The organism is uncultured Ruegeria sp., assembly GCF_947500045.1.
Lineage (GTDB): Bacteria > Pseudomonadota > Alphaproteobacteria > Rhodobacterales > Rhodobacteraceae > Ruegeria.
This window is the reverse complement of sequence record NZ_CANMQQ010000007.1, coordinates 197959-221462: the sequence shown is the minus strand read 5'-3', so window position 1 is coordinate 221462 and position 23504 is coordinate 197959. Positions and strand designations below refer to the sequence as shown.

The 23504-nt window shown below is 51.7% G+C and carries 18 protein-coding genes and 2 pseudogenes; 12 read left to right on the top strand and 8 right to left on the bottom strand.

Going from position 1 to position 23504, the window contains the following annotated elements; translation table 11 throughout:
• Positions 1-48: 48 nt before the first annotated feature.
• The 5 genes from Q1B46_RS13810 to Q1B46_RS13790 form a co-directional block, all read right to left on the bottom strand.
• The gene (locus Q1B46_RS13810; protein WP_299948893.1) at positions 49-1197 is read right to left on the bottom strand and encodes an FAD-dependent oxidoreductase; all 1149 of its coding nucleotides are present in this window, start codon (positions 1195-1197) and stop codon (positions 49-51) included.
• A gap of 379 nt (positions 1198-1576) precedes the next feature.
• On the bottom strand, positions 1577-1786 hold the full coding sequence (locus Q1B46_RS13805; protein ID WP_299948891.1) for a hypothetical protein: 210 nt from the start codon (positions 1784-1786) through the stop codon (positions 1577-1579).
• Between the two features lie 102 nt (positions 1787-1888).
• A complete protein-coding gene (locus tag Q1B46_RS13800) occupies positions 1889-3037 on the bottom strand; it encodes a S8 family serine peptidase (protein WP_299948889.1) in 1149 nt (382 codons plus the stop codon).
• A 352-nt stretch (positions 3038-3389) separates the two neighbouring features.
• Positions 3390-4745, bottom strand: a complete 1356-nt coding sequence (locus tag Q1B46_RS13795; protein ID WP_299948887.1) for a S8 family serine peptidase — start codon at positions 4743-4745, stop codon at positions 3390-3392.
• Positions 4746-5297: 552 nt separating this feature from the next.
• On the bottom strand, positions 5298-6377 hold the full coding sequence (locus Q1B46_RS13790) for a phosphatase PAP2 family protein (protein WP_299948885.1): 1080 nt from the start codon (positions 6375-6377) through the stop codon (positions 5298-5300).
• 230 nt (positions 6378-6607) lie between these two features.
• Here Q1B46_RS13790 and Q1B46_RS13785 point away from each other — a divergent pair, with 230 nt between their 5' ends.
• The 4 genes from Q1B46_RS13785 (at position 6608) to Q1B46_RS13770 (ending at position 11299) form a co-directional block, all read left to right on the top strand.
• Positions 6608-8179 carry a hypothetical protein gene (locus tag Q1B46_RS13785; protein WP_299948883.1) on the top strand — a complete coding sequence of 524 codons (1572 nt, stop codon included), beginning with the start codon at positions 6608-6610 and terminating at the stop codon, positions 8177-8179.
• A 255-nt stretch (positions 8180-8434) separates the two neighbouring features.
• The gene (locus tag Q1B46_RS13780; protein WP_299948881.1) at positions 8435-9520 is read left to right on the top strand and encodes a hypothetical protein; all 1086 of its coding nucleotides are present in this window, start codon (positions 8435-8437) and stop codon (positions 9518-9520) included.
• Positions 9521-9746: 226 nt separating this feature from the next.
• The gene (locus tag Q1B46_RS13775) at positions 9747-10310 is read left to right on the top strand and encodes a hypothetical protein (RefSeq protein ID WP_299948879.1); all 564 of its coding nucleotides are present in this window, start codon (positions 9747-9749) and stop codon (positions 10308-10310) included.
• 749 nt (positions 10311-11059) lie between these two features.
• On the top strand, positions 11060-11299 hold the full coding sequence (locus tag Q1B46_RS13770) for a hypothetical protein (RefSeq protein ID WP_299948877.1): 240 nt from the start codon (positions 11060-11062) through the stop codon (positions 11297-11299).
• Between the two features lie 273 nt (positions 11300-11572).
• Here the strand turns inward: Q1B46_RS13770 and Q1B46_RS13765 are convergent, their stop codons facing one another.
• Complete coding sequence (locus Q1B46_RS13765) at positions 11573-12478, bottom strand: LysR family transcriptional regulator (RefSeq protein WP_299948875.1); 906 nt, start codon at positions 12476-12478, stop codon at positions 11573-11575.
• Positions 12479-12584: 106 nt separating this feature from the next.
• Between Q1B46_RS13765 and Q1B46_RS13760 the strand changes: the two genes are divergently transcribed.
• Genes Q1B46_RS13760 through Q1B46_RS22195 form a run of 3 tightly spaced genes read left to right on the top strand, consistent with a single transcriptional unit; the run spans position 12585 to position 13875 of the window.
• Positions 12585-12980 carry a DUF4440 domain-containing protein gene (locus tag Q1B46_RS13760; RefSeq protein ID WP_299948873.1) on the top strand — a complete coding sequence of 132 codons (396 nt, stop codon included), beginning with the start codon at positions 12585-12587 and terminating at the stop codon, positions 12978-12980.
• 10 nt (positions 12981-12990) lie between these two features.
• The gene (locus tag Q1B46_RS13755) at positions 12991-13425 is read left to right on the top strand and encodes a hypothetical protein (RefSeq protein ID WP_299948871.1); all 435 of its coding nucleotides are present in this window, start codon (positions 12991-12993) and stop codon (positions 13423-13425) included.
• Between the two features lie 51 nt (positions 13426-13476).
• Positions 13477-13875 (top strand): nuclear transport factor 2 family protein, encoded by a 399-nt coding sequence (locus Q1B46_RS22195; protein WP_366871541.1) that lies wholly within the window; start codon positions 13477-13479, stop codon positions 13873-13875.
• 118 nt (positions 13876-13993) lie between these two features.
• On the opposite strand, the pseudogene Q1B46_RS13750 reads toward Q1B46_RS22195, so the two are convergent.
• Both Q1B46_RS13750 and Q1B46_RS13745 read right to left on the bottom strand, forming a co-directional pair.
• Positions 13994-14120: pseudogene (locus Q1B46_RS13750) on the bottom strand (IS6 family transposase); the annotation flags it as partial.
• 164 nt (positions 14121-14284) lie between these two features.
• Positions 14285-15991: a hypothetical protein gene (locus tag Q1B46_RS13745; RefSeq protein ID WP_299948869.1), complete on the bottom strand. Its 1707-nt coding sequence runs from the start codon at positions 15989-15991 to the stop codon at positions 14285-14287.
• 303 nt (positions 15992-16294) lie between these two features.
• Here Q1B46_RS13745 and Q1B46_RS13740 point away from each other — a divergent pair, with 303 nt between their 5' ends.
• The 5 genes and pseudogenes from Q1B46_RS13740 to Q1B46_RS13720 all read left to right on the top strand — a co-directional run bounded on the left by Q1B46_RS13740 (position 16295) and on the right by Q1B46_RS13720 (position 23466).
• Complete coding sequence (locus tag Q1B46_RS13740) at positions 16295-18349, top strand: alkyl sulfatase dimerization domain-containing protein (protein WP_299948867.1); 2055 nt, start codon at positions 16295-16297, stop codon at positions 18347-18349.
• 281 nt (positions 18350-18630) lie between these two features.
• Positions 18631-19178 (top strand): annotated as a pseudogene (locus Q1B46_RS13735) (DDE-type integrase/transposase/recombinase).
• A gap of 267 nt (positions 19179-19445) precedes the next feature.
• Positions 19446-20852, top strand: a complete 1407-nt coding sequence (locus Q1B46_RS13730) for a hypothetical protein (RefSeq protein WP_299948865.1) — start codon at positions 19446-19448, stop codon at positions 20850-20852.
• A 283-nt stretch (positions 20853-21135) separates the two neighbouring features.
• Positions 21136-21567, top strand: coding sequence for a hypothetical protein (locus Q1B46_RS13725; protein ID WP_299948863.1), 432 nt, complete (start codon positions 21136-21138; stop codon positions 21565-21567).
• A 1218-nt stretch (positions 21568-22785) separates the two neighbouring features.
• The gene (locus Q1B46_RS13720) at positions 22786-23466 is read left to right on the top strand and encodes an IS6 family transposase (protein ID WP_299948926.1); all 681 of its coding nucleotides are present in this window, start codon (positions 22786-22788) and stop codon (positions 23464-23466) included.
• The last annotated feature ends 38 nt before the right edge of the window (positions 23467-23504 follow it).

Here is a 23504-nt window from a genome sequence, read left to right as displayed (position 1 = left end):
GATTGGAAACTGTAAACAAATAGCTTTCTGGCCAATTGGTGCCCCTAACTATGCAAGCATTTTATCCACGGCCGAGATCGCGGAAAACGCTGCACCATGAACTGTGGATTGCGCGTCGCCTCCCAATGCTTCGCCAGCAAAGAACACCTTGCCTGCCACAGGTTTCAGGATATCACCAACATCATAGCCGCTGTTATTCTCCATCGAGTAACTGCCCAGAATGTACCTCTCTGCGCTCCAATTCTGGACCACGCCTCCAACATACGTGTCCCTGACGACTTCGCCGAATATTTCTGTTAACTCAGTAAGGATGTCGTTGATCAATGCGTCATCAGCAAGAACTGACCGACGTGTTGGCCCTTCTGAGACAGAGAACAGACCCAATATATTCTGGCGGGTTGGTTTGCCAAAAGCTGCGTCGTAGTAGATTTTTTCTGCCCATGTGTCGGCCAATACGCTGGCGCGAGAGCCTTCAAATAAAATGTCTGGATAGAAGCGTTGATTGAACCTCAGGAATGCTTTGAAACCTGAACCGTAGTCGATGTCCTGAAGTGCAGCCATGTCCGGAGGCGTGAGCTCATCTGAAAACGTGATCTGTCCGCGTTGAAGGACCGACAACGGAACCGTGACCAATACCTTGTCGGTCTCAAGGGTTCGACCATCGCTGAGACGAACGGATAGATGGGTTCCTTGCGCCGCAACTTGTGTAACCACGGCACCCAAGGCGACCTTATCATTGACAGCAGGTAAGATAAATTTTTCGAAGTATCCGTACCAAGTTGTGTCGTAAAACTTGACCTCTTGATAGAAGTTCCGAAGCGCATTGAAGTCGTTCAGCTGATTTTTGTGCCAGAATTGATAAGTCTGGGGCCGATAGTCGATTGTCCTGACCCCCAGGTCGGTTTCGCCTTGTCCCAAGATGCGTCCTAAAACACCTGGATCGTCGTGTATCCACTCTGCCCCTAGATCGAGGGGCACATCAGCAAAGCCAGACAGGCGTTTGACGCGGCCTCCCCAGTCGTTTGCCGCTTCTAGAATTTGAGTTTGTATGCCTGCTTTCGTTAGGTGATAGGCCGCTGTCATTCCAGCGCTACCGGCCCCAATAATCGTGACATGCTGCGGTTGTTGGGCTGAGATCTGGCGAGGAGCGCATAAAAGCGCTGCGGCGGACAAACTGGTGAAGGTTCTGCGGTCCATTGTATTCCAATTCTATAGCTCTCGACGTCGAAGTCATGTTTGCAGAAACTACCCGATGAAAGAACCTGTAACATCCGATTGTAAATGCAATGCTGACACTCGTTGGAGCAAGTACAATGGTAGCTTTGTCCGCATATCTATATTTCGCGCAGCCTCAAAGTTTGCGGGTGCGATGAATGTCGGCAATGTGCGCTGCGACCTCAGCATCTCGGTTAGTGGTCGACGGTAGCTCTGGGCCAGTCGGTAAGAAAACCAAGGCATCCAGATGTTCCCGATTTCAGTCGTAGCCATTGTTATTTATTGGCTATGAGCCCAGAGCCTGAGTTGTCGGAACGGGTCAAATAGTGAAGTTAGGCTCAGCAGGAATTTCAGGTAATAGCTACTCTTCAGGATTGCCGATTGCGTACATAACGCCTTCATCACGAAGCGAGGCGACTCCATCGACGCACTCCAGCTCGGGAATTGATTGACCATCGGCGTGACCGGTTATCAATCCGATGCTGTCAAGCTTACGCTCGACTGTCATGCCGACATGCGTCAAAGCGTCGACAATGTCGGCAATCTTGTCGCGCTTTGCTCTATCGATCATCACCACGATTTTCCGCTCTGACAAGGTCCCTGTATCCTTTGACTAACCCTGCCTTTCAAAGTGGCTTGGCAGGGTTAGAATTTCAAGACAGGAACTGCAAGGCTATGCGTTAACGGGGGAGGATGAAATCGGCGCCTGCACGAGGCCAGCGCCACCGTCTCGGATCGGCAGACTAATGTCGACTGCGGAACGGCGCAGTGCGTCCCATAGTGCGGTTCCGCGCAGATTTGTGTCAGACTGGGCTAGTAGAGCGGCGACACCTGCAACATGAGGGCATGCCATGGATGTCCCGTTGCTGCGACCATGACGCCGTGGCATTGGATAAGACGACAGGATTTCGACGCCCGGAGCTGAGAGATTGATCTCTCCACCACCCGAATTTATCCCCGCACACGAGAAATTCGCTACGCGAAACTTTTCGTCAACAGCGGCGACCGCCATAATCGAGGGTGCGTTCGCAGGGGAGCCGACAGGCGCGACGAAATTGAATTGGCGGCGACTTTCATTGCCTGCTGCTGCAATGATCAGGCAGCCTGCATCTAAGGCGGACAGCCCGATATCCTCGTAGATCGGATCGAAAGGCTCTCCAACCGAGGTCGGTCGGCCCAGCGACATGGAAATCACCTCGCAGCCTTCCGTAATCGCCCAGTTCATTCCTGCGAAGATATCGCTTTCGCGCCCGGACCCGTTGTTTCCCAGCACTTTGCCGGCATAGATATCCGCCTCGTAAGCAACGCCATAGCGTGGCTCGCCCTCGGCATCCCGGGGCCCAGCGGCTGTGCCTATACAATGCGTCCCGTGGCCGTTTCCGTCATGTACAGTCTCACCAGATACAAACGAACGCGCAGTAACATTGCGCCCCTGAAAATCAGGATGTGTCAGATCGAAACCTGTATCTAGAACGGCTATTTTTATCCCTCGCCCAGAGTAGGTCGACTGATCTGCGCGCACCGCTTGAATACCCCAGGTTGAGCTGTTCTCGGAGGCTGGGCGAATTCCGACCGCAATCGGATTTGGTTGACCAATGCCCAATGCGCCTTCTGCGAGAATATGCAACCCTTCGCGTACCCAGGCCGCGTAGCGATCTTCCAGCATGTTGCTGGCGAACAAGTAGAACTCGGGACGCATTCGTTTAACATCGGCATCCGCTTCCATTGCGGTAATCATAGCCGTTGCTGGTGTCTCGTTGCCCGAGTTAATCACAGCGATATTGAGTTTTTCAAAAAGAATGATTGTATCACTCTGTGGCATTTCGAATTGGCCATCAGCGGAAGCGGAAAAATCTGAAGATACTGCGACGTCCATTGTGCTTAGAGAACGCAGTTTTTTCGCCGCACTCGACGTTTTCATATTGGACCGCATTTGAACGATGTAATTGCCAGTGGGAACAGGTGATGGCGAATGATATCCGCCTGGTTCGTTGAAACTAGTCATAGTTAGTCTCCTTCTTTTTTGGTTATTGGTAATCTACGTGAACAAGGCTTTTGACCTTGGGGCTGACTAAGTTTGTGCCGGCCCTCAAAGACCGAAGAAGCCGAGCGCCAGTGGCAAGAAATCAAGTGCCCACTATCGACTTTTGTTTCCAGGAGCCGAACGTGCTCGGCTAGCGCCGTAACAATCGACCGTGGCCCAGCCGGTATGGTTCATTGGTTGGATCGCGGCTGGCCTGTTGTTCAACAAACGCTTTAGCACTGTTCCCGAAATCGCAGTTTGCCAGCATTCGGGAAACCTGCGGCGCGGCAACGCTCGTCCCGCTCAGGCTTGCGTATGACCCAGAGAAGGTGCCGCTGGCCACTACTCCGCGAACAGAATAGCTTTGATCGCTAGGAGCCGAGGCATCAGGTAAAAGCTGATAGAACCTAGCGCTTCCCGCGCTTGTATAAGATGCAGGTCCAAATTGATCCGATCCTACGTAGCCACCAACCGAAACCACCTGATCCGCAGTGGCAAGCGCATTCAAGGTGCCCAGATCTTCAATACCCGGCTGCCCTGCGACAAACCTGCTTTGGCGACCAAGAGTCGGATAGCCAAACACGCTTCCGCCGCGCTGAATCCAAAGGTCAACCGTTTCCTGTTCTGCGCTGTTAAGGGTAAGCGAGACTGTCCAACTTCCTGCGGGCGCGTACGGCAGATCTTCATTGTTGGCAGTGGTCGGAAGAATGGCGAACATCGCCACTTCCCTCGAAACGGCCCCGTCGCAAGACCGCTGGACGGACAGATGATATGTCCGCATCATCACTTTATTTTCATGGCGCCATTCGAATCCCTGACCGAATTTCGGGCCAGCTTCCTCAAAGCCTCCCCAGGGTGTATCGAACGACAAGGTTAACCTTGGATCGCTTTCGGTCACGCACTTTGGGCGCCAGATTTCAACGAACGTAGAAAGGCGGTTCAGCGGTGAGATTTCCAACTCGATGCCAAATTTTGGTTTTTTGGGGCTAAGCTCCGCCACCGCATGTGTTCGGGAATCATGGCTGTTTCCGGCTGGCAACACAGCAGCTGCCTTCGGGCGCGCAGGTATCGTAGCGAGGCTTCTTTCTAGAAGACTGCCACCATCGTGGGGGCCAGCCAAAAGCCCGAAGCTGAAATTCGTGACCAATTTAAGTTGTTCGTCCTCGGCAGTCGTAAAGTGTTTCGAGACATTGTTGATCCAGGCTACTGCTTCCTGAACAAAAAACTCGCTATGGGTTCCGCTGCTATCGCGAACTGCTAATTGCGGAAGTACAACTGCAACGATGGGTCTTTCCCCTGACCTGCCGGGCGGTTCGCCCATAGGAGCACCGGCGAACAGATCGAGGACATGCGTGCCATGCGTCTCGCTTGACAGTAAGTTCAGGCCCACATCGAATTCACTGTCCAAATGGGCGTATAATGCGGCCTCATTGACAGCACCATCTGAATAGTGGTTGCGTAAAAGTTCATTAATCTGGTCACGAAATAACACCAGCCCGCCAAACACTTCGAACGGTTGGACGACTGGGTGCGCGTTCGTGCCGTCCATAATCCAGAGGGCCTCAATTCGGGTCTCGGTTGCAGACCTCCGAAAACGCGCATTCGCGAAACCGATTGTGTCGTCAATGATGGCGCAAATTGTGTCATCTTGTCCCCAATCCAAATTGGGAAATGACGGTTCGTAAACCTCTCCGGTCAAATTTGTTCGCAAGATTGACCGGTCCACAAGCGGACCAAGTTCAAAATCAAGGTCCTGTGCTTCTTCAAACAGCCTGTCTGCCTTCAAGCTTGGGGCGGCGTAGACAATTCGGGAGCCTTCGTCTACGCGTTCAGTTCTAAAGTGCGCGGATGCTGCGACTTGATCCAACTGGCCCAAAAGCTCCAGGAACCTGTCAGCAAAGCCTTCTCCGTTTTCGATATGCCGAATTGCACGAGCCAGCTTTTCAGAGTCGAAATTTGCGCCTCGAATGTACTTTTCCACCTCGGCAACGACGCGCCAATCCGAATAGGGCGTGTTCCCGATCATAGTGTCATATGGTTTCCACTCCGACATTGGTGTTCACAGCTCCCATTCGGCGCGCGCTTGGGTCCAGAGCCACCCTAGCTCCTTATCGGGTTCCGTTTTGGGCAAAGGCAAGCTGGAAGGCGCCAGACGTTCCACATAGGGTGGCAACGGTTCATTCGCTTCTGTCCACCCCCTTTTGAAGGCGTCACTGTCGAAACGCCCATCGAACTCTTTAGGTAGAAACCTGTGCGCATGCTCGAAGGCCTCGCCTTGGAAAGAAGCGACGAAGTGCTGGCCAATCACACTGCCGAGCAGAGCGCCACAACCGTTGTCGATCGGGAAGTGAACGCCCGCTATAACCCGGTTGTAGGCGATCCGGGCAGCCAATTGGAAGCTTTGCCTCAGATAGGGGCGTATCTCATCGTACAGATTGGCTTCGTAACCCTGTGTCAGTTCCGCAAGAATGTTTGCCAACATGTAGGCCTGTGTTGCGTGGCCGCTGGGAAAGCTACTGTGGCCAGGTGTTTGGATAATCGGATGGATTTGCGCCGACAACTCGACCGGACGGCGGCTTGCCAGATAATGTTTCGCTTCCATCACTACTGGCGTAAGTGCACGTAGACATGTTCCAAGCAGCTCAATTGAGTAGGTGTGTTGTTTCGGGTGAAGCCCAAAAACAGCAGCAAAAAAAGAAATGATATCATGGCGCTGCCGAAGAATTTCGGAAGAACGCCCGTCGCGCACCATCTGTGCGGCGACTACTTGTTCGAGCTGTTCATCGAAGGCAGATTCATCGGGGCGCGTCGTTTCGAAGACCGACACATCGAAGCAAAATCCGAAATCAGATGCCCTAAGTGTGGAACCTCCGGTCTTCAGGGCAGCACCGCCGAAACGCTCGGCCAAAGCAAGCACATCGTTCAACTCGGGAATTTTAAAGTGATGAGATGTGTAAATTCGTACAATTTGATCATCCAGTCCGAATTTGAGATCTTTATTCAATCTGTGTGACAGGATTTCGGCGCGGACGACAGGCGACCATCGGTCCAGATTGTCCTCATCTGCGAATTCGAGTTGAGGGATTTTATTGGGCTCGGCCCATTCTCCTGCAATATCGCCACGTATCTGTTCAATCATTCGCGCCGCGCGGGATATCTGAATCATGTCCGCATGGTCGGCATGATCTGCATGATCTGCGTGGTCGGCATGATCTGCGTGAAAGATAGATCGTGTAGACATAGAGGCTCCTCCCGCTTTCCCCAAAGACTGTGGGGAGGTGCCCTAACAGTCAACGACGGCCGATAATCAGATTTGGTTTTTTACGCTTTTTTGATATTCTTTTTTCGGTCAACCAAGGCGGTTTATTGTTGAAGCAAAGTTTGAAGATCAATGTTCGCGGGCGCTTTCGGGTTCTCGGACCAGATGGTAGCGACCGAACTCCGTCAAGCAAGAAAGGGCGAGCACTTCTGGCTATACTTGCCTTGTCCCCGAACAACACAAGAAGCCGATCATGGCTTCAAGAAAAACTTTGGAGCCAACAAACCCAGGCCTTGGGCGCCGCCAGTCTGCGCCAGTGTCTTTCGATTTTGCGCAAATCATTTGGTCCTTACAAGGATTTCCTAAAAACTGATAAGCAGGTGATATCGATACGCGCCACCGTCGAAACGGGTGGCGAGGGGAGTTTTCTGGAAGACCTCAATGTAAACGATTCAGAGTTTAAGAGCTGGCGAGCCGATCAGGCCCTGTTAAATGCGGTGCTAAAACAGCCAGAGAGATCAATTATTCCAGACAGCGCAAAACCGAGAGTGTTTTCGGTTCTGGACGAAAGCGATAAGGACGCTCGGTTCTTTTCGGCTCTTGTATCTGACGCGGTTATTCGGCGATTGGGCGAAGCCGGCAGCATCGAAATGCTCGAAGCAACGGATATGGGATCCGATCCGGGTCGGCTCGAGTTCATTTTACGCACATATGCGATGAAACAGGGCAGCCATTCCGGGGTTCGAATTCGTCTTGAGGCGGCAGAATCCGGTTCGATTATCTGGACTGGACACAGAGTCCTGCGATCCGATTCACTGAGCGAAATTGCCACGGTTGAAGTGAGGCGGCTTATGAACCATGCTGTGGATGCTGCAATTGACCGCTACAGTCAACTTCGCCCCTCAAAGAGCTCGGAATCCCATTCTTCCGCACTTTGCTTCAGGGCCGTCGCAAAAATGTTCACGCTCAATGGCAGCGACCTTCGTGAATCCGAGGACATGCTGAGCATGGCAAGTGATCTCGACAACCGAGGTATTTATCTGGCCTGGAGGGCCTATCTCAAGATAATTCAGTTCGCAGAACGCATCGTGACGGATCGCGAGTCGGTGCTGGAAGAAACGCAGGCGCTCATTGCCCATGCACTGGAGCGCGGAGCGGACAACTCCATGGTGCTCGCTTTGGCATCCTACGTTCAGTCCGTAATCTTCAAAAATTATGTCGCAGGCAGCGAACTTGCTGAACAGAGCCTGAAGATTTCACCTATCAATCCAATGGCTTGGGCCTTTTGGGGAGTCGCCAAAATGCATCTGGGCGAGGCAGAAGACTCATTCCGGTGCACGACTTATGCCCGGGAAATCTCGGGGCACGGGCCGCAAAAGTACCAAATCAATATGCTGGCATGTCAGTCGGCAATCGTTGCGGGTCGATTCGTCGAGGCTATCAAGCTTGCTGAAACGACTATTGGGATGGCACCAAATTACGCGCCCCCCAAACGATACCTCGCCGCATTGTTGGTCAATGCGGACCGGGAACTGGATGCAATCAAAGTGATTTCGGATCTCAGGCAGCTGGAACCCGACTTTTCCTTCGACCAGTTGGCAGATCCGGCCTACCCGGCCTCCGCCCTTCGCCTGTCACCTCTAGGTGACTGGCTAGACAGCTTGTCGCAACGCTTGTCCTGAATTCTTGTCGTCGTAGCGTAAAATTTTCGTAAAAAATCCGCCTTCGGCATCGACAAGGTGGCAACGGCCACAATTTTCGAGAGACCTTTGCAATTGACGGGTTGACCAAGGCTGCAATCTGCGGCGCCAGCCTTGTTGTGCCTATTAATGGTAGTTTGTGAGGCGAAAATGACGCGCCAGAATTGTGTGGAATTGAAAGCGAAAAATTTGCTCGCGTGCAGCATGAACGCAAATCAGAATTAGGGGGACTGTGACATGCCTGAAGTTGGACCTAGCTTGTCTTTTAAGACATCAAACATGCTTCTAGGACTCTTGAGCGGCACTCTGATAGCCGTTTCCGGATGTGCCAAAATTCCTGATGTATCGTCACAGTACTACCTGACAAAAAGCGCGCTTCGGCTGGATGTCTCCCGTGCACTGCGGTGCAGCGGAGGTGGTCAACTCGAGATCACTGATGCGGTAAGCCCGGTCATTTCGAATTTCGCTGACCCGGCTTCTCTTCAGGAGTTTGACCTAAAGAAACTTAAGGGGCCATTTACTGATCCCAGCGTAACTGTCACGCTCTCTGAGGATGGCCGACTGCAAGGGATCAATTCGACGCAGACGGGCACTGCACGCCAGATCGTAGAATCTGCCTTGGGCTTCGCAAAAACTCTGGGAGTGAAGGCGGTCGGTGTAGGAGTTCTTGAGAAAAGTCCGGACGGGACAGTCAAAGAGATCACCTTGTGTGAATACATCGTCAAGCACGGGAACAAAAACGGAATACTTACACTTCAGTATTCCGCCCAGATGACCGTGCCCTTGAGTGCACCTCAAAAACTGAAGCCGGTGGGGGCGACGGCGGTGTATGAGGAGGAACTTAACAAGAGAACGACTGAAAGCGTGGGTAATTTACGTGCGCATATTCACCCGTCAGATCTTGCAAAACTCAAACACCCGGTGACAGCACCAGCCGGAGAGAACAACGAAACCATTCGAGCAAGGCAACTGACACGTGTCAAAGCCCGTATCCTGGCAGGTACTTCCACTACTCCGATATGGAAGGGAACCGTCCTGATGGCGTTGAGAGGCAATGAATACGAAATCCCACTCCCTAAAACTCCCGCGTTCGGCAAGAACGAGTTTGTGGTAGCATTTTCGGATGCTGGAACGCTGACAACCCTCAAATATGCTTCGGAATCAGGGACTTCAGACGCAATTAGCCTTGCGAATACCACAGTCGGAGATTTGCAGGGCCCAAGTGCTGCAGACCAGGCAAAAGCATTGCAGGCTGAGGCCGATCTGATCAAGCAACGCGAACGGCTTGCGGCCTGCCGCGCAGATCCGACCAACTGCAACTGATGGCGTACCTACAACTCGATCAGTCGCATCTACGACGGAGCGCGCAGGCAATCATCATGTTCACGCAGTCGGATTAACGGTCGCTCATTGGAAGGTATTTTCAGACGGGTTCATACAGTTTGGCATAATATGACGGTCTAGATCGAAATGCAGTTCTTGGACGTAACTAACTTCAGCTCGAGTTTGGGCTGCCAAAGCAGGTGTAGTGGTTAGGGGGGTTGTATTGATGACAGATATGTCTATGGGAGCAATCACTATTTTGGTTCTTGTGGTACTCGTTGCTAGCCGCATGGTTGCCCAGTACTTCTGGATTCTTTCAGTGAATGAAGATCCAGATCGGTGGAACCGGACCCTCGCAATTTACAAAAACATGACACGCATTGCGGTCATATTGCCCATGGCTTTTTTTGTTCTAGGAACCACGGTTCTGCTGATGGATTGGAGTCTATATCCCGGCACCAATCACTTTGGCTTGGTTGAAGGGTTAGAACACCATATCGATAATTATGGCGGCGCCCTAATAATTCTGTTCACCACTTTTTTCTCAGGGGTGATAAGGCTTTTTGCGGAGCGAGCAGCGGACGAAGACTCAAAAATTCTACAGAATTTGATGGAGACTCTGCGATCCTTCACCCGCAACAGTTCACTAAGAGGACAGACATCCCAAAGTGACATAGTCGGATCCCTCAGTAAGGGTGGTGGTGACTCCTGGTTTGCCTGGTTCTGTTTTTCACTGGTGCTCGCAGTGATTGCAGGGTTTTATTCGGCCATTTCCGTTGAAAATAGCTAGATTGAACAAGCGCACGCCAACTCATGGGAAAGGGTAGAATTGTTGGCTGCAGCTTTGATATTTGTTTTGACGTTGTCAGCGGGATATTTCTGCTGGATCTACATGATAGTTTTTCACAAATTGGCAGATGAACATCATTTCAGTGGCCGAACGGCCCGGATATTCTTAGGGGGAGTCTTTCGAGCCGAGCTGCCACACTAGGCAATTCTGATCGGACCACCCGCAGGCGGGAAGTCTTCTTTCAAGATGGGCGAGCGGGAGTCCGTAACCTCGACGTCCGTGACTATGCGGTATCTCCCTCTTGGGAACCACGAAGATGCGGCGACAATTTTTTTAGATGCAGCGATAATCGATGCTCCTGGTGAAAACATGGGTGACCTTATCATTCTTTCATCGGCGTTTAGGGCAGATACCCCTGTATTCGTCGTCGATGTCAACTGGCTAGATCCTGATGCTCTCGCGAATACATTTAACTATCGGCTCGTGAACTGGTCCAATCTGATAGCAAAAAGGGCGGGACAGTCAGCGGAAATCGAGGATGCAAATGATTACTTACGAGGTTTTTACTTTGCTACAAAGAGAGACGGTGCACTCATACCGCCTGAAAACATCTTTAAGGTCAGGTCATTTGTCTTTTATATCAACAATTAAGGGTCAACCAGACGATGTCGATACCATCATCCGATCCATTAGTTCAAATGTGTTGGACGGCCTTGCGGTTGAGATTGGTCAAAGGTTCGGAGCTGATAGTGAAAACTGCTGTTGGTTTGCGGGTAACCGCCTTTCGCGCCATGATGGTAAGCTGGCTAGCAGCCAAGCTCGAGCCTGGACTTAACGATCATTCCATTGCGGGTGTATCAGACCCTCGCCACGAAGCATACGCGATTTTGGCACTGCTGGAAGGCGCACATCTCGCCGTGCGTGCGGATGAAGATGTGCGAATCTTCGATCAGGCCGTCGATTTGCTCAGAGTGCGGCTAGACACTTAGGATGCCAAGCTAAGAAACACTCAGCGGTACTTTGATCGACAAATACCAAGAGGTGGGCCATCACAACCAACGAACGACAACTTACCGACTTTTGAGGCCGTTCATGCAAGGTGCCGCATCAGTCGAAATGGGCTTACAGAGGACTTCGGAGACAGCGCAGCATCCACAATCGCGGCTATAAGGTTACTGTTTGGGGATCAGGAACGTCCGCTGGCGGTGGAGATTTCGTCGACGATGCGGACATCTTCACCCATTACACACAATCGAGCAAAGTCAGCTATCAGTCGTGTTGGACGATTTCGCCATATCGATAAATGCCACAAGTCTTCGCGGCATATGTCTTTTGCTATGATAATTCAGCGAATAGCGCGGCAGTGCGGACACCTGCCCGGGTAAAACAGCTATGAGCTTACCCTTATCTAAGTCGGCCTGGACCACCTTTTCATAAATATAGGCGAGGCCCAAGCCAGCTTTGGTGTATGACAAAAGCGAGCGAAGATCATTCACTAGCATGCGTGGTTTTGGCATGATGGAAAATGGTCCATCCTCGTTTTCAAACATCCATGGTGCCAGTGACCCACTGCGGTTGAACGCAAAGCAGATACCGTCATGATCAAGGATGTGTTCTGGTTTTGTCGGAACCCCGCGCTGCTCCAGATACGCCTGTGAGGCGACGATGGTCATCCGAAGAGCAGGGCCAATTGGAAGCGCATATGTATGAGGTTCCAACAAGGTGTTTGATCGTATTCCGACATCAATCTTTGCTTCCGCCAAATCGACCTTGGTATCATCGTAAATCAATTCGACGCTCACGTCCGGGTAAAGCGTGGCATACCGGCTAACGAGATCGTCGAGGAAAAATGCACCAGCGCTATATGGAGCTGAAATGCGAAGCGTGCCCGCAACCCTATCCTTGTGCGCGTCGAGTTCTCGCACGGCCGCCTCAAGATCGGTAATTGCAGGCAAGCTTCGGCGGTAGAGCTGCTCGCCTGCTGACGTTAAGGTGACGGATCGAGTGGTGCGTTCAATCAAACGGATGCCAAGACGGTCTTCAAATCGCTGTACAGCGTCGCTGACCGAGGCTGGTTTGAGCTTGAGGCTGTCCGCCGCGGACCGGAATCCATTTGTGCGCGCGACTTCCACGAAGATCGATACATCGCTGAGTTGGTTACGTTTCATTGATCGGTATTTCTAACGCTGTGTGAGACATATCGGTATTTTTCTTATGATATCGACCAGATAAACCAATTGACAAGAAGAATTTGACACCGTGCCGGAGAGAACAATGGATGATATCGAAGCGATTAAATTAGTCCTGAACGAATGGTTGGATGGCCTTGATTCCGGCGATTTGGAGCGGATGGAGAAAACGTGCGACCCGGAAGTGGTTGTATGCAATGAATATCAGCCAACCACGATTGGCATTCAGGCCATCCGGGACAAATATGGACCGCGCATCGAAGCCAATTCCTTTAGCTCTACCTTCGATATCGAGCATTTGAAAGTCTATGGCGATATGGCGCTTTTGGTTGGCCGTTTCACGGTTGCTGTCTCGAATAAAAGTTCAGGTGAGACCGGCAGCGGCCAAGGGCGTATTGCCTTGATTTATCGAAGGCATCCAGATGGATCCTGGAAAATGCAGCTGGATATCGACAATAACGATCAGCGTGACGCGGCGTGACGGTTTTGACATGAGCGTCCTTGAAACCGTTCGTTATGAAATCACTGATATCCATGAATTTTTTGCTGACTGGTTCAATGGCAACATTGCGCGGGATCAGCTGGAATCTCGTCTCCTCTCGCGCTTTGATGACTGCGTGACGTACATTTCACCAGAAGGCCACGTTGTTGGCAGCGGCGCGTTAAGAACGATGTTTGAAAACAGCTATGGTGCAAACACAGGCTTCAAAATCCAAATCCATGATGTCGCAATACGGCAGCAGGTGGGTACGATAGTTCTGGCGACGTACACGGAGTGGCAAATTGGTGTGTCAAACTCGGACCCATCTAATAACGCGCGCATCACCAGCGCGTTGATAGACATGGGGCCACCCGTCAAATGGCTTCATATCCACGAAACATGGCTACCCGAAAAAGGGCGCGCAGCCGGGTCTTTCGATTTCTAGCCAGATACACCGAACACAATTGCAAATTATTCATGACTTTAGGAGTCCCGCATGACATCCAACCCCAAGCAGATTGCCGACCGGCCCAGAGACATTGCAACCTGTGTCGCGGCCTATCTGAAGACCGGAGACCTCGAGGGGGTGTTATCCATGTTCCACCCTGAGTGTCAGATACATTTTCTACCCGGTGAGCCACCCGCACTTGGTTTGGACGGCGCACGGAAGATATTCCAGGAGTTTGTCCCACTGCGCCCGATTTTGAAATCAAATATATCCAGCGAACTTATCAATGGCGATACTGCCCTTCTCCTGGCTGACTGGGTGTTTGAGGATGCTGAGGGGAACATCCTAACACAGGGGAGCTCAACAGAAGTCGCAAGGCGTCTCGAAAATGGAGGCTGGGGTTACTACATTGATTGTCCCAACGGTCCACCCAAATTGTCAAAATGACGCGACGACCAGTGCTTTTTTACCAATCCTCAACAAGAGCAGACGCTACGATAAAAACTGCGTTTTACGCTTTGTGCTCGAAGCTGAGTTTCGAAGTGCTTTGATGCAAGCTTTTCGCGGTTACACCACCTTCCGCCATGGCTTCGTCAAGGTCGCGATATGACACGCCGCATCGAAGATAAAAGAAAACAGCGTGCAAAATCACCCCTTTTCGGAAAATGCGCGCCTCTGAACGAAATCGTCACGGACCGCTCTCGTCTTTTCCGAGCACGGGCTATCAAAAATACGCACGACCTGACAGGTGGGGACAAAAATTGCTACCGAGCCCGCACGCGCACCTAAAGATCACTCATTCCAAATAAATCCTGAGCAACATCGTTCTGAGCTCAAACTGCTGGGACCTAATTGTTCATTTATCGATCTCGAGACCGGCCTTGTGAAGACTGCCTAAAAGCTTCTGTTCGAACTGATCGCCCAGTTGCCAGATTGAGAGAATGCTGTTTGCTTCGGATGCAAATGTGGGTCGTTGCAAAAACAGTTCATTCAGCGAGGACCGGGCCTCTTGCTGGCGTTCCAAACCCGCATTCAAAGCCGCGCTCCAAAGGTGTGTCCAAAGGAAGTTTGGCATATCAATTTGGTCCAGAACCGTGAGCGCCTGCTGGTAATTTCCCTGATCAAATTCATAAAAGATACGCGGGAAATGGTACCAATGCGGATGTACGGGGTTCAAGGCGATGGCCCGATCCACAATGGCGAGACCTTCATCCCAATCACCGTTGAAGGCGAGCCTCATGCCGTAGTGCGCAAGAACAGAACTGTCATTTGGGCTTAGGTCAACAGCAATCTGACCGGCATTGCGAAACCCATCAAAATCTCCGCGAACAAAGCGCATATTGGCCAGCATCAAATGTCCGACCGCCAGGTTCGGGTCTATCTCAATGGCACGCCGCGCCGCATCGGAGGCTGCGGCGATCAACTCTTGGCGGTCGCCGCCAAGACCAAAGCGGATTTGTTGAAGATATAGATTGGATAACACGGCCCATGCTTCGGCGTAGTCTGGGCTTTGTTCCAGAGATCGTTGAATGCAGCCCATGATTGCCGGATGACGGCCATGATCGATTGTGATCTGGTAACTGTAATAGCTAAGCACGCAATCATAGGCATCGCGGTTACTTGGTGGCGTTCTGGTCGCAGTTTTCATCGCATCCTGAGTCAGGACACCGTATTTTCCGGCCAATCTTCCGATTACATCGCTGATTATTCTATCTTGGGCAGAGTAGATATCGCTAGGGGCGCGGCCCGTGGAATAGTCATTCACCCAAACGTATCGCTGGCTCTTGAGGTCGATGAGGCGGGCTGACAGCACAATGGTATCACCCTTGTCGAGAACACTTCCTTCAAGCGCAAAATTCGCATTGAACTCTGTTCTCAAGCCCTGCAGATCAGTACGCTCATGGGGCGAGCGCTGGCCACTGCCCAAAGGAAGAACCCAAATGTCACGAAATCGAGCCAACTCACTGGTCAACTGCTGGGTCAGTCCATCTGCAAAATAACCCGGCCCTTCTCCTAGTGTGTCAAACGGAAGGACAGCCACGACAGGGCCTTGCGGTAATGTTCCTTCAGAGGCTGAAAGGCTTGATGTCCACCAGCCAACAAACACAAACCAGACCAACGCGCATAGTGCCAATAGCCCGGCAACACCGAGACCGATCGCGGGAATTCGTCGGGGGTTGCGGATTCCCAGTGGCGCGACCTCGGGTGAAGGACCCGGTTGTTCAGGCGGTGCAACACGTTCGAACCTTGGGGCGTACCCGCCCTTGGGAATAGTCAGGCGAAGCGGATCTTCTCGGCCCGGTCCGGCATAATAGCCATCTATGTCCTGTCTCAGGCGTCGTGCCTCAAGCCGGACAATCGGGTCGATTTGCTGATCAAATGTCTCATCCCTGTCAAAAACAGACATAGCGATGGAAACACCTTTGATCTGATCAGCGCGACCGGACAGATACTCTTCAACGATGTAGGACAGAAAGGCGCGGCGTTGCGGTGTCGCTGCAAAGTCGGGATGGGTCAATAGACGATGCAACTGCGCCCGAATGTCATTTTCCGATATGTCCACCCAAAGAACCTCACTTCCGAAAAAATCTAAAGAAAACAAACAATCAACACGCAACTCCGGGTGTAATACAGGGGATCAACGGCAGGTAGCAACATGTTCGCACTTCTCTGCTGTATTTCTTTCGCTAACACGGGCAAGCACTTTGCCATGCAGGCAAGCGCCGGAGCGACAAGGAAACGGCCTTTGTATTCGAAAAGATGCCGTTCTACGTGAACGACCAGGTTTTTCCTCGTGATTTGGTTTTGTAGCCGGTTCCTTGCCGCTTTCGATTATTGAATTCTCTTCGACAGGAGCTGTCTGATCATGGCACGCCGACAAAAACTACTTTTCACCACCGCACTATTGATGCTGACCGGGGGTGTTGGGGCTGCGCAGCAACATTTTGACCCCAAGGGCAAGATGCCATCGGAATTCACTGTCGAGTTTCAGGAACAGATGCGTGACGCTCTGCCGTTTGAAGATCGGCGTGACTTTGAAGAAAGCCGCAAAGGTCTGATTGCAGTTCCTGACTATCGTCAGATCAAAACCGAAGACGGAACGGTCGCATGGGATATCGGCAGCTATGATTTCCTGCTCGAAGACGGTCAGGTCTTTGACTCGATCCATCCATCGCTGCAACGGCAGGCAATTCTGAACATGAACTACGGCCTCTACGAGATCCTGGAAGGCAAGATCTATCAGGTGCGTGGCTTTGACCTGTCGAATATCTCGTTCATCCGGGGTGACAGCGGTTGGATCATCTTTGACCCTCTGGCGTCAAAGGAAACCGCCGCAGCCGCGTTGAAGCTGCTGAACGATACGGTCGAAGAACTGCCGGTCAAAGCGGTCATCTATTCCCATTCCCACGCCGATCATTATGGCGGTGTCCGCGGTGTCATCACCGATGAAGATGTTGCCAATGGCGTCGAGGTCATCGCGCCCGAAGGATTTATGGAACATGCCGTGTCGGAAAACGTCTACGCCGGCAACGTGATGAACCGCCGCCTGTTCTTCCAATACGGTGTTTTGCTGCCGCGCGATCCGCATGGCCACGTGGATCAGTCGATCGGCAAGAATATCTCAGCTGGCACCACCGGCCTGATCGAGCCGACCCGCTACGTCTCGGATGACTATGAAGAGATCACCATCGACGGCGTGCGTATGATCTTCCAGAACACGCCCGGCACTGAGGCACCGGCTGAAATGAACACTTATTTCCCCGATCTCAAGGCCTTCTGGGCGGCGGAAAACATCACCGGCACGATCCACAACATCTATACCCTGCGTGGCGCGCTGGTGCGCGATGCGCTCAGCTGGTCCAAGCATATCAACGACGCATTGTATGAATTCGGGAAAGACGCTGATTTGATGTTCGCCTCTCATTCCTGGCCCCGCTTCGGCAATGACCGCATTCAAGAAGTGATGCGTGCGCAACGTGACACCTATGCCAACCTCAACAACGGCGTGTTGAACCTGGCCAACAAGGGTGTAACCATCAACGAGGTCCACAATGTCTATGAGGTGCCGGAAAGCCTGCAGCAGCAATGGGCAGCGCGCAGCTACCATGGCTCGGTCGAGCATAACAGCCGTGCGGTCATTAACCGGTATTTGGGGTATTGGGATGCCAATCCGACCACTTTGACGCCCCTGTCCCCAAAGGACAGCGCGCCGCTGTTTGTCGAGATGATGGGGGGTGCCGAACCGATCCTGGCCAAAGGACAGGCGTTGTTTAACGCGGGTCAGTACCTGCATACAACCGAAATTCTGAACAAACTGGTCTATGCCGAACCGGATAACCAGCAAGCCAAGGATCTGCTGGCAGATGCGTTCGAACAGATCGGATACCAGAAAGAAAGCCCCTCGGTCCGCAACTCGTTCTTGGGTGCCGCCTATGAGCTGCGCAATGGCATCCCGCAAGGTGCCACCATCGAAACCACAGGTCCCGACACCATCCGGGCAATGGAAACTTCGATGTGGTTGGATTTTATCGCCATTCGCGTCAATAGCGCAAAAGCAGCAGATATGGAGTTTGTCATCAACCTGTCCATTCCGGACCGGGATGAGAACATCGTGGTCGAGATGAGCAATGCCACATTGACCCACATCGTCGACCAAACAGCCCCGAATGCAGATTTGTCAATCAGTTTGAACCGGGCCGATCTGGAAAAGGTCATGACGGGTGAGCGTAAGCTGACCGAATTGCTGGCGGAAGGCACGGCACAGTCCGAAGGCAACACGGACCTTGTGGCAAAACTGGCATCCACATTGGACCAGTTCGATTTAGGGTTCGAACTTATGCCCGGCACCGGGGCTGCGGAGCTTACGCCCCAGGCAAATGACTTTGCTCAGCCTCCGCTGGCGAATTCAAACGGAGGCTAACCTCCGCACCCGTCTGAACGAGCGATCCCAGATCGACCCCGGTTTTGGTCACTACAGAGGCCGGGCCCGAACTCGAAGTTGATCTGGGGTACTTTTTCCTTGAAACGGTTGTATTGATTTAACAATGCAACCGTTTGCTGGCGATACGCGTCGGCTACTGGGTCCTGTTGTAAATTTTTAACCATTTATCTTTGTGGCGTTAGCGCCTGTGTGGTGAATGGCATTATCCAGCTGAAGGTTGGTTCATGATTTCTTTCAATGGTGCGTAGTATCCAAAAGAGGTGATCCTGATGCAGTATTATTCTATGTTCGATTTGATGTCCCATGTCGGGATCTGGAAGAAATCATGGCCGAGCACGGTGTATCAGTTGACCGCACCATACTGAACCTCTGAGTCAGGCGATATGTCTACGGCATTTCTGAAACCACACGTCGCCGAAACAAGCCAACCGCCACGAGGTTCTTCGCCCGAATGGTGGAGGTCAACGGCCTTCCCAGGAACGTTGCCATAGACAAATGTGTGGCCAAAACCGCAGGTGTCCAGGCCGTTAACAAGGTGCTGAAAGGAGTCCGTTGCCCGATCTCTATCGAGGTGGTAAGTCGGAAGTATCTCAACGACATCGTGGAACAAAATTCCTGTTTCATCCGACGAAGAGCACAGTTGATACTTGGGTTGAAACCTTTCACTTCGGCTCCAGCGAAGCTCTATGGTAGCGAAGTCGCTCAGACGATCCGAAAGAAACAGTTCGAACTGGAGGGCGATGGCTCGGCGCAGTTTGCGGTTCTAGCGGGGAAATTGTGTCTGGTCGATACGATACTCTTTGGCTGAGTGAAAGTTTGCGACAATACTCTCGCAACATTCGCCGTGCAGCGAAGCAACAATTTCCCGCCCAACGGCACCCGCCCCTCATCATACTCCAATATCATTTTGAAGAGTTCAGATTGGTACCTCCATTAAAGTGACCGGGGAAATACTTGTCTAAATAGCTTGGTTCGTGTACCTGTTCATAATTATTTGAATTGGTACTTTACTTATATAATTGCGTTGTTGTTTTGACAGACAATTGATTTTATTAAATATAATTGGAGAATAGTTTTGGCCAAGACTCCCACAATTGCACCTACAAAGTTACAAAAACCGCAACCTGACCCATTCAATCTTCAAGCCGAAAAAAGATACGTTTTTAACGAAACCGGCAACATCATGATGGCTTCGACCGAGATTGGGTCTGAAGAAATCTCGCAAGAAGTCAGAGACGTATTCGCGGAAGTTTCGGTTTACTTCGCAGCAATGACCCGCGCCATGTCTACGACGATTAATCCGAAGACGGGCAGTTTCTATTCGATTTACGATTACGAGGCCATCGAAGGGATCGTGGCTGGCTCAGGGTTATTCATCCAAGTAAGTGAAGAAGACATAACCCACGAAATGTCTTCCTGGGGCGTCACTGTTAGCAAAGAGCTGATCGAAGGTCTGCTCGGCCTGGCAACTGGATCGGGGGAAATGGCCTTCGCGCAAGCGATGGTGTCTTCAATCGGCAAGCGGGGTTTGCAAATCAGCGGGAAAAACAACAAGAGCGATGGTCGTGTCGGTACTATTGTTTTTGTTTGTGAATACCTAATGGGCATGCCCGTCGTCAGCGCGCTGGTATGCTACGTCGACTCTAAGATCGCCAGCCAGAGCTTTACGCTCGGCCCGTGTATCAAAGAGCAGTCGAGCTCGCTGCACTTGCTTTTGCATAAAGACACGTACATGTTCGTCACGCCAAAATTTATTCGAAAATATGCTGGCGATCTGTTGTCAGTGGAAAGTGACCTCGAATACTTGGAACTCGTTGACTTCTTACAAGACCTGGTTGAACGCAAACCCACCGTGACCGCTGTTGAAACCCCCGCTGGCAACCCCGCGCCGACAACGCTTACCCCAAATCAACCCTATTTCATTCTGGGTGCCTTCTTAAACGAGGTAACCGGAATCGATCCGAAATCGGACCCCAAAATTGAGTTCACGGTCGATTTCGATGGTGGCGAAAGCATTCCTGCGGCAAATCCGCAATCCAATGTTGTTGGCTTCACGCCGACACAGCCAATGTCAAAGGCGACACCGGCGACCATCGTGGCCCATATCACGACAGGCACAGCGCCACATCAGAAAACCACAAAGCAGAATATCGTGACGACAGGTACTGCCTTTATGGTTGCCGCGCCCAGTAACACGCCCCAAATCAGCGGGGTTTTTGATTCTGGCAATACGAAGATGACAGGCAATCTGTCGGTTGGGCAAAATTACAGTATCAAGGGAAGCCACCTTCTGGGCGGCCACCCCGCTGGACATGTAAGTGTAGAGGTGGAAGGGTCCTCGCCGCAAGCCGTGTCTCTGGTTGGGACGCCCACCGACAGCGAGGTTTCGTTCAAGGTTGATCATGCTTTCTCGTCCAAATCGGTTACAATCATGGCCGGAAGCACGAAGTTGGCGGCAACTTCGCGCATGTCGGCAACCTAAGAAATTCAGATTCGCTGGGCGAGAAACAATGGCGCAACGCCTGAGAATATCGGTGGGTAGGCTTCCCGTTTTTCTGGTTTTACCCAGAACGAGGGCTGAACGTGGGGGCCAACAATCTACGCGACCATTTAATCCGCCAGACCTCAGCGATGCTGTTCTGGTTCGCGCAACGCCTCATGTTTCGACGTTTTTCTCGTACGCGCTTCGTGTTTACGCTGTTGCCACCTTAGAGGAGTGGCGACAGCGCAAATAACCCAAGAGAAATTAGAAAAAGGAAATAATTGTGTCCGAAAGTTTATTGAACAAAATTACGCAATTTATGCTGATCGGCGTGTTTTTTATTTTCGCCGGTTGCAGTCTTTTTCAGGATGCGGGACCGCTGGATGATACGATCGTGTATCGCGGACTCGATGCCAACAGTAAGACGATGAAGGCCAAACTGTCACCAAGCCAGTTCCGGTTTAATCCTGATTTGTCCACCACGACCGATGAAGCGATACTCGAGAAACCTTGCACTTTTACTTTCACGGTAGACGACGAAGGCAACGTCGTCGGTTTGCCAGGATACACGGCGAAACACACATCAACTGACCAGGATCCCAACCATTGGAGTATCTATCATCCAGAAAATGTCGATGCAGACGCGGCAAAGAAAGCGGTAAGCGACTATGCCAAGGAACACCTGACGTCGCTCAATCCGGCCACATGCCAGTAGGCTGGTCCTAATCTAGAATGGCTACATATCATCACGCCTTTCAGATCAACAAGGCCGCATATTTCAAAGCGCTCGAACCCCTGGAAGGTCTCAGGAACGAAGAACTGTTAGCTCAATTGGCGAAGTGTGGGGCTGAAATCGCCACGCGCTTCGCGGAGCATGGGTTTCTCATCGCAATACGGCAGGATCCAGATTGGTTTGCAGCGGATATTGAAGAGTTGGAAACCGGCCCGTTGTTGCTTGTTCAGATGGTGCCATACTTGGTTCCGGCTCACGCTTTGTCGGCGAATTGTGTATCAAGTGTCTTAGCTTCTATATCAAATGAACCTTGCGCCAACGAAATGCATCACGCGCTGCGCTCGTGTGTTTTCGGAGATTCCATTTCCGAATTCTTCGCTGGCACGTTCTGGTATGAGATCGTCCGGCGTGAACGCTTTCTGGATCACTGTTGTGGCTGGCTGGCCCCTCGCAGATGTAAGAATTTGCTCGATTATTTGGAAAGTTCCCCATCTTGCCGACGGGATGTCCTGCCGGAATTGCGGCAACTGTTAACGCCAGATGTGGGGCAAGAGCCCGGCCCACTGGTTCTTGCGCTGGAAACCTGAGGGACCTGTCATGAACTTTAGCGGGCATTGACCACCCTAATCGAGCGCAAGCCGCCACCGCTGGTACGCGTGGCGTTGGCAAACATCCTTCTCTCATATGCATGCATGTGTGGGAGGGCAGTGGATGGCGAAGATCCTCTGGGCCTTGATGAGCAAAGGCGGAAGTCTACCGGGCTCTGGCTGCTAACGCGTAAAGCGTATGAGCTGTGAGGCGGCGGAAATGGATTTGGATAAAGAACGGTATCGCATAAGGATCGTGAGACCGGATCGGGAAAACCAGCTTGTGATAAAGTGCTTCAAGCACGTGGTTTTGCTTTGGGCCGGATCCGCTAGCACCATACGGGGTTGTGTCGCAAACTTTTCGATAGACCAGAGCCAGCGTCGTTCTGGACGCACTAATCCTGTCATCTCAGCAAACATCCGAAATCTCGAGCTCGTTGCGCTAGAGAATTGCTGTTTCCGGATCATGTTGGCGACCTTGATCTCATCAAGCGTGGCCGAAGCGGATTTGAGCGACTTAAACCCACACGGCTCTGTTGCAAACTTTTGACATTGACGCTTTCGGAATTAGCGCGTGAATGACTGCCGGTCATATCAAGTCGAAAGCCAATTCATGATTTCCTTTAAAGGCGCGCAATATCCGAAGGATGTAATCCTGTTCGCAGTGTTCTTTTACGTCCGCTACGGTGTCTCATATCGGGATCTTGAAGAAATCATGGGAGAGCGAGGTGTTTTCGTGGATCACACCACGTTGAACCGATGGGTAACGCGATATTCTGGCGCCATTGCCGAAGCAGCGCGTAGACGCAAAGTACCATGCGACTGCTCCTGGAGAATGGACGAGACATACATCAAGGTGAAAGGCGCTTGGGTCTATCTATACCGCGCCGTCGACAAACACGGAAAGACACATGATTTCATGTTATCTGAGCGGCGCAACAAGCCAGCTGCCACTAAATTCCTTGCCCGGATGCTGGAAGTTAATGGGTTACCACGGAAGATTGTCATCGACAAAAGCGGCGCCAATACTGCGGGCCTGAAGGCCATCAACAAAATGCTCAAAGGCTTTGGATGCCCCATTCCCATCGAGATGGTCAGACGAAAATACCTCAATAACATCGTAGAACAAGATCACAGGTTCATAAAAAGGCGAACCCGTCCGATGCTTGGTTCCAAATCCTTCAATTCAGCATCAGCAACTCTAGCTGGAATCGAAACTGCGCACATGATCAGGAAAGGTCAACTCACGCCAGAAGTCTGTCCATTCAAACAATTCGCCGAACTAGCCGGTTAACACCGATGCGATCGCTCAATCAGCTCACCATGCTCAAA